The sequence below is a fragment of the Streptomyces sp. NPDC006476 genome (assembly GCF_040612015.1).
Classification (GTDB): Bacteria; Actinomycetota; Actinomycetes; order Streptomycetales; family Streptomycetaceae; genus Streptomyces; species Streptomyces griseorubiginosus_B.
In genome coordinates, this window is the sequence record NZ_JBEXPK010000165.1 from 1 (window position 1) to 7,324 (window position 7,324).

The 7,324-nt window shown below is 66.9% G+C and carries 2 protein-coding genes; one reads left to right on the forward strand and one right to left on the reverse strand.

The features are described 5' to 3' along the window. The first annotated feature begins 486 nt into the window (after nt 1-486). Entirely contained in the window at nt 487-2,973 is a 2,487-nt protein-coding gene (locus ABZZ74_RS51715; protein ID WP_356951081.1) for a Helicase associated domain protein, read from the forward strand. Between the two features lie 77 nt (nt 2,974-3,050). Here ABZZ74_RS51715 and ABZZ74_RS51720 read toward each other — a convergent pair whose 3' ends face one another. Then, complete coding sequence (locus tag ABZZ74_RS51720; RefSeq protein WP_356951082.1) at nt 3,051-7,064, reverse strand: helix-turn-helix domain-containing protein; 4,014 nt, start codon at nt 7,062-7,064, stop codon at nt 3,051-3,053. Between the last annotated feature and the right edge of the window lie 260 nt (nt 7,065-7,324).

Sequence of the window (7,324 nt, forward strand, 5' to 3'; positions counted from 1 at the left end):
TCGCCGGAATAACGGCGGAACTCCGTTCCGCCTACCGGATCACTCCGTGATCCGGCGGTCCGGCCTCCGGCACGGACCGTGTTCCGTACCGGCCTGTTCCGCAGTCCCGTACGGAACCTGACACACCCTCCGGGCGTGCCAGGAAAGCGGCAGCAACAAGGAGGCGGCTCGGACGGGACGTGACGGAGCGTCACATTCCTTTGTCTGCTTCGTACTTCAGATCACGGATCGCGGTGCCCGTCCGGCCTCCACGTCTCGCACCGGTTCCGGGGTCACTCTCGACCAGATTCGGTCAGTCCATGTGCGTCACTTCAGAATCTGGCTTGAATCTGGGATGCTGTCAGAGTACCAACCCCCAGTCGAGAACCTCTATTAGGGGATCCGCGTTCAAAGTCCGGGCTCGGCTTTGGGCGCGGGCGAGACTTCAGCTATTTACAGTTCCCGACATGTTCAAGAGGCCCGGGAAGGCGAGGCATTGTGACGCATATGGAATTGCGGCTGCATCAGGCTGAGGCAGTCGACAATGTGGTTCGTATTCTCGGCACACCGCCCGGTGGACGTATGCCACCCGAGGGTCTGAGGACACAGGTAATTGCCGCTACAGGTTCCGGGAAAACCCTGATCGGTGCGGAAGCCGCACACCGTCTTTCCGCTCGTCGTGTTCTTGTTCTGGTGCCGACGCTGGATCTGCTGACGCAGATGGCCGGTGCGTGGCGTCGGGCGGGTCGGTCCGGGGCGATGATCGGGGTGTGCTCGCTGCGGGCGGAGGAGAGCCAGGGCCTGCCGTGCACGACCGACCCGGAGGAACTGGTGGCCTGGATGGCCGGGTTGGAGACCGTGACGGTCTTTGCGACGTATGCCTCGGTCGGGCTCGGTGTCTTGCAGCGGGCGCATGTCGCTGGCCTGGGGGTTTGGAGCCTGATGGTCGTGGACGAAGCCCACAGGACGAGTGGTGATGGGCTGAAGCCGTGGGCGGCCGTGCACGATCAGACGCAGCTGCCGGCGGAGCGGCGGCTGTATATGACGGCGACGGCGCGGGTGTGGGAGGCGGAGGGTGAGCGGCCGCGGTTGGTGGCGTCGATGGAGGACGGCTCGCCGGTCTTCGGTTCGGTGGCGTACAAGCTCACGCTTTCGGAGGCGATCCGGCGGGGCATCGTCGCTCCTTATCAGGTGCTGTGCCTGGACATCCGCGACCCGGACTTGTACGCGGCGCTGTCCAGTGAGGCGCCGGGCTCGGTCGCGGCGCGTGGAGCGCGGTTGGCGGCGATGCAGGCGGGGTTGATGCATGCGGCCCAACAGGAGGGCTTCCGGCGGGTGTTGTCGTTTCACAGTCGGGTGGGTGAGGCGGAGGCGATGGCGGCCGCGGTGCCGGTGACGGCGGGCCGGCTCGCCCAGAACGATCCCGACACCTTCCCGCCGGCGGAGCAGGTGTGGGCGGACTGGTTGTATGGCGAGCACGCACCCGGGCACCGCCGTGCCGTGCTGGATGAATTCGCCTCCGACTTCCTTGGTGGTCCTGTGTCCGAGGGCCGGGATGTACGTGCGGAATTGCGCGTGCTGAGTTCCGTCCGGGTGCTCGGAGAAGGCGTCGATACAGCCGAGTGTGAGGCTGTTCTTTTCGCTGATGCGCGGGGCTCGATGGTGGACATCGTGCAGATGGTCGGGCGTGCTCTGCGGTTGAAGCCGGAGCGGGGAAAACTCGCGACTCTGGTCGTTCCTGTCTTCCTCGGACCCGGCGAGGACGCGAATGAATTGCTCACCTCGGATGCTTACAGCACCCTCAGCAAGATCCTTGGAGCTCTGCGGGCGCACGACACAGAGACGATCGAAGGTCTCGCTGATCCCCGTCTGCGCAACGCCCGTTCGGGCGTGGCGGACGACGGTGAGGAGGGCGTTGAGGACGGTGAGGAGCAGGGTCTAGGCGACGTCGACGGCGGCCGGGCGTTGGTGTCTGCTCGGGCGGCGGAGGTGCTGCGGTTCAGCGAGGAACGCGACCCGGCGGCGTTGGCGCAGTTCGTGCAGCTGCGGGTGATCGACCCGGAAGGCGTGTACTGGCGGCGAGGGATCGAGGCCGCCACCCGGTGGCGGCGCGAAACCAAGGCGGCGGAGCTGCGGGTGCCCTACACGTACGTCACCCCGGAGGACTGGGGCGCAGTCGGCAGCCATCCGCTGGGCGTGTTTGTCGCTGATCAGCGCCGCTACTACGCCGCGGGGAGTCTGGAGGCGTCGCGGGTGGCGGAGTTGGAGCGGCTGGGCATGGTCTGGTCCGTCCATGCTTCCGCGTGGGATGCCGGGCTGGAGGTGGCCCGCTCCTATGCCAGCGCGCACGGTCATTTCCTGCCGTCGGCATCCGCGGTGTGGGAGGACATGGCGATCGGGGTCTGGGCCAAGAACATGCGTGCCGCGGCCCGGAAGACGCTCGAGAACGCCGCGCGGCGCGAGGCCGGGGAAATGGGTGTCTCGAGCGTGGGGGAGCTCTCGGCCGGCCGTATGGAGGCGTTGGAGGAGATCGATCCCGGGTGGTGCCCTGTGGGATGGGATATCTCCTGGCAGCGGGCGTATCGGCTCGCCCTGGCCCACGTGAAGGCTGGCGGGACGCTGCCTGCCGGGCCGCGGGAGGTGGTGGTGCAGGGCGAGGACCTGGGCGTGTGGATCGCCGGTCAGAAAGCCACGTGGGAGGAGCTCCAACCTGCGCAGCTCTTTCTTCTGGAGACGTTGGGCGTTGACCCGGACGACACGTCGGGTGTGCGGCCGGCTCCGCGCTCGCAGGACGACCGCTGGGCCATGAACCTCGCCGCGGCCCGCCAGTTCCATGCCCGTGAAGGCCATCTACGGCCCGCACGCAAGCACGTCGAGCTGGTCGACGGCGAAGAGATCAAACTGGGCTCCTTCCTCGACAACACCCGCCGCAGGGCCGCCAAGCTGAGTACCGAGCGGCGTGCTGCCCTGGATGCCCTCGGCATGCGCTGGTAGCGCACACCCACATGAGAACCCGCAGGATAAAGTTCGGACACCTCGCTGAGCGTCGAACAGGCACCAGAGTACGTCGCTCACCAGACCCGGTGGTCGGGCTCGGTGTCCTCCCGTACGGACCAATCAATCCTGCGTTCGGCTGATTCCTTCAGGGAGCGGTAGAAGCGGTCCTCGACCGACCCCTGCTCAAGAGTGGCGATGATGCGTGTGGCGTTGTCCCTGATCGCGGTGTCATCGGGATGGAGCAAACCGGCGCCGGTGGCCCGGTCGCCTGCGGCCACTGCCCTGTGCAGGCTGGCGCCAGCGACCTGCAGCAACTCCGTCGAGTAGGCGGCCGCCGCCTGAAGGACTTCGCTGACGAACTCAGGGGCTTGCCAGACGAGGTCGCCGTCAACCGCCCCGAGCAGAACTGCGGCCGCCCGGCGTTCGTGGGGCGGCCCCGCGCGCAATGCGTCGGCAAGCAGTGCTTGAGCCTCCTGGTCGACGTGCCCGGCTGTCGCCCGGAACAGGTCGGAGGCGTGGTTCTCCCGACGCGAAGCGGTGCGAGAGCTGGGCTCAACGGCTGCCGTCCAGGACAGGATCCTGCGTAGGTAGGTCATGCGTTCGGGGGCTTCGGCCAAGCGCAGGGGGACGTGCCACTGATACGGGAGAGCGGCATAGCTGGGGTTTTCACCTGCCGTGTTTTCCCAGTGTTTGACACGGGCTGTTAGAAGGTCCAGGACATCGTCGCCGTGGGTCAGGGATATAGCGGACAGCAACTTCTGGATCTCGTAGCTCTCCAGCCTTTCGACGACTCGGAGTTGGTCGAACAGTGAGGCCCTCTGCGCTGCTGACAGATCGGTCCACGACAGCCATTCGTAGACCGTCACAGCCCGGGCCACCTCCTGGGCAACGCTGGCGTCCCCTGCCAGAGGGACGGCGGAAACGAGCTCGAGAGCTGCCCCGTGGTCAGTCGCGAACAGGGCACCAGCGGCTTGGATGACCAGGCAACGGACGACGGGATCGCCGTCATCGGCGAGAACTCGTCCCAAGCTGGCCAACGTTGCTGCGGGCAACCGGTGTGCCTGCTGCCGGTCCGCGAGCGCCATGGCCACCGCGCGTTTTAGCGAGATCTGTTCGGAGGCGATGAGTTCCTTGCCCTGTTCAATGCCGACATCCGTTGGCTGGCGCAACAATGCGTTCACCGCTGCAGGCACCACAGCCTGTTGCAGTTGCTCGCGACAGTAGGATGCGTCGGCACAGATCAGCTTCGCCAGCTGCGGGTGGGCGGTGAAAAGATGGCCCAGGAAAGGCTGGGCGTGCTCGGGCGTGTAGCCGAAGACGGCATAGCCGTCGGTGAGCAGGGTCTGCAGGTGGTCCCAGACCTCTTGCGGCTGCCAGGCTTTGGTCGCTTCTGCTGTCCTGCGCAACTGGGCGTCCCAGGCCGATGCGGCCGCCTCATGGTCCTCGCCCTCGCGGAGACTGCGCATCGGGGTCCACCAGCTGGTGTGCAGGGCCACGGCCAGATCATGGTCCACAGAGACGGGCAGGGCCTCCAGCACTGCTGTGGCGGCCTGCTGGGCGCCATTGGAGCCGTAGGCGAGATGCCAGTCCACCGCGCGTCGGACACCGAGTGCGGCCACCGGCCCCGGCGAGACCACACGTGTGCGGTCGCGTAGTTGCTGCAGAAGGCGGATGACGTGCGTGTCACCCGCGTCATGGGTACCGCTCACGGCTGCTTTGAAGCAGATGGCTGCGCGTGCCGAGCGCCGCGGGTCTTGCTGGGCGTATTCCGCGAAGAGGACATCGAGTGCTTCGCGGCGCACGCCTTCGACCTGCTCCAGCGCAATGCGGCTGCGCCGGATCGTCAGTGTCCACCCTTGCTGGGTAATGCTTTCGGCTTCAGCGGCGAAGACAGGGTCGAGTAGGGCGAGCGGCATGAGGGCATGTGTGGACGGGCTGGTCGCTGTAGCCCATCGTTGCACCCCGCGGATGACTGCCTGTTGGTAAGCGAACGGCTTGCCCGGCTCGTAGGAGGCCAGCTGGGTCAGGATTCGCAAGGCGTGGTCGGGATGTGCATTGAGCGCGCGTGAATCGTTCTTGCCCAGGTCCCACAGCAGATCGCACGCGTCGTCGATGTGCCTCAAGTCGTGGGCGATGGCATCGAGCACCGGTGGCAGGCCCCGGCGTACGGTGGGGTCGGCCTGGTGTTCGTGCAGCCACCGTACGAGGTTGAGGGTGCGGGCCGGCTGGAAGGCACCGATCTGGCGTAGAAAGGGCAGGTGAGCCGCCTGCTCCTGAGGTCCGGACTCGCGGATGAGGTGTGCGACCTCGGCCCACAGCGGCTCGGCGAGCGCAACGGGGGTGGCGGTGTCCTGGCTCCACTGCCATTCCACACGGCTGGTGTTGACCAGCGCGTGCAGGAGCGGCTCGTGCGCCTGCACTTTCGCGTGAGCGCGCTCGAGGTAGCCGCTGGATGCACCTGAGGCTGGCAGCAGAGCGGCCTCGGCCAGGACGACGTCGCCCAGCAGGTCGGGCACGATTCGCAGCGAGGATCCGCGGCGCAGCAGCACACCCGACTCCTCAAGGGTCCTGAGGTGGGGCACGAGTTCGTAGAAGGGCCGACCCGTGAGGTCAGCCAGGGCCTGCTGGTAGACCGGGACGTTCTCGCGGAAGGGCTGGAACAGGGAAACGGCTCGTAGGGCGGCGGTGACGCCATCCCCACTGTGTTCGGGAAGTGCGGCGCGCAGGAAGGCGTCGGAGAGCTGCTGGCGGATCTGCTCATCGGTTTGCAGCACCGATGTGATCAGGCGGCCTTCCCGTATCTGCACAGCGCCGGCTACCAGAAGGAGCGGGCAGTCCTTGGCCGCGAGGGCCAAGCGGGCAGCGAGCTGCTGCTTGCCGGGGCCCAGGGCCTCGGCGGCCAGTGCGGTGGCATCGGTCGTCGACAGTTCCGCCAGCGACCGGGTCGGCATGGTCGTCGGGTCCACGCCCAGACCGCGGAGAGCATCGCGGACTGCGAGCAGTCCGTAGGGGCGGGCCGCCATGAGGATTTTCGCCTCGGGCCGTTGACGCCACACGTGCGCGATGAAGGAGCGCAGCTCCGCGCCGTACTCCTGCGCATCGTCGATCATGACGAGGAGATCGCCCGTGGCAGGCAGTAGCTCGAACGCCTCCGGCGGGGGTATCTCCCGAGGGGCTACCCGGACGGTGACCGGCGGGTCCTGTTCCAGACGCCTGCATACTTCCTTCAGCAGGCGGCTCTTGCCAGCGCCAGCCGCCCCGACCAGCAGACCGAGCACTGACGCGTGCGCCGTGTCGTCTCTGACGAAGCCGACAAGTTCCTCAAGCTCGGGGGTACGTCCCACAAGCGTCCAGCGGTGCGAGTACCGGTCCCCCTGCCGGAACCGGTCGAAGGCCTCTTCCGGGGTCTCCCACGGGGTGGGCGCACCCACTCCGAGGAATGGCTCCCGGAGACCGGGAAAGTACCGGTCGACAAGCCGTACCGCCACGTCCTTGTCGAGTCCGGCCACCGTGCGGGCCAAATCCTCCGCATCCCAAAGCTCCCAGTCCCGATGCTTGTCGACCTCTTGGCGCACCCGTACCGTCACAGCGGCGGTCACCCACAACAGGCACCGGTCCACGCCCGCCTCGGCCATATCCAGCGCCTTGACCGCGGCCTGGAACGTCGCGGGATGGTACTTGTCGTAGCGCTTGCACTGAATACCGATGCGCTCGCCGGCCCGTGTCACCACCCGCACATCGATCCCGTGCTGCTTCTCACCCCGGCCACCAAACCGCTGCACCTGCGCACCGGGGAATACCTCCCCAGCAAGTTCCGCGCAAAAAGCCTCAAAGACGTACTCATCGAGGTTCTTGAACGGCAAGCCTGACAGACGGGGCAACCCCACTGCAGGGGACGTCGACGGCTTGCCCGGCATGGCCCCGACAGCGCTCTGCACAAGCAGGAGCAGATCCCGGTCGGGAACTGTCCGCCCTCGCTCCCAGCTACTGACCGTCTGCTGTCCCACCCCCACGCGCAGCGCCAGATCACCTTGCGACCACCCGCGGGAGACACGAGCCGCCTTCAGCCATGCCGGAAAATCTTCCATAGGGGAAACATACGTGTGGCCTACGTAATATTCAATCCATCCTGGCGGAATGACCGGTCCCCTCGTGTCAGGGGTGCCGGCCCAGCAGTGGCTGCTGGAGAGTGTCGGCGTCAATCCGGACCAAGGTGTGCTGGTTCGGCCGGTGGTGCGGCCACAGGCTGACCGGTGGGAGACCAATCTCGCTGCCGCCCGCCAGTTCCACACCGTGAGGGCGGGGAGGACGGCCAGACGGCCGTGAAGCTGGGCGCATGGCTCGACAA